Genomic DNA, 351 nt, shown 5'->3' on the forward strand with positions numbered 1-351 from the left:
GTCGATACGATGCACCAAACCCAGGAAAACATTTCCGGGCTTATTATCTCTTTTTTTTATAAAATTTTTGATTAATTCTAATAAAGAATCATCGCCGGTTTTGTCACCCTGAACGAGCTGCCCGACTTTTTTATTGATCACTAAAAGGTGGTTGTCCTCAAAAACAATCTGCTCTTCCATACATTATTTACGATATTGTGATCTACTCACAAAAGAAATTACAACCCCACCTAAAAGACCTATTGTTTTTATGACATTAAGACTTGAATCGATTGGTAAAAAAGCTCCGATGATACACAAACCTGCTGCAGCATACATAGGATACATAAACTTGGTGTACATCAACATTCT

At 35.6% G+C, this 351-nt stretch carries 1 protein-coding gene; it reads right to left on the reverse strand.

All coding sequences use genetic code 11. The features are described from left to right. On the reverse strand, positions 1-180 hold a 180-nt coding region (locus tag AB4039_RS42605; RefSeq protein ID WP_442273360.1), incomplete at its 3' end, for a hypothetical protein. Between the last annotated feature and the right edge of the window lie 171 nt (positions 181-351).

It is taken from the genome of Streptomyces sp. M-16, from assembly GCF_052114405.1.
Classification (GTDB): domain Bacteria; phylum Actinomycetota; class Actinomycetes; order Streptomycetales; family Streptomycetaceae; genus Streptomyces.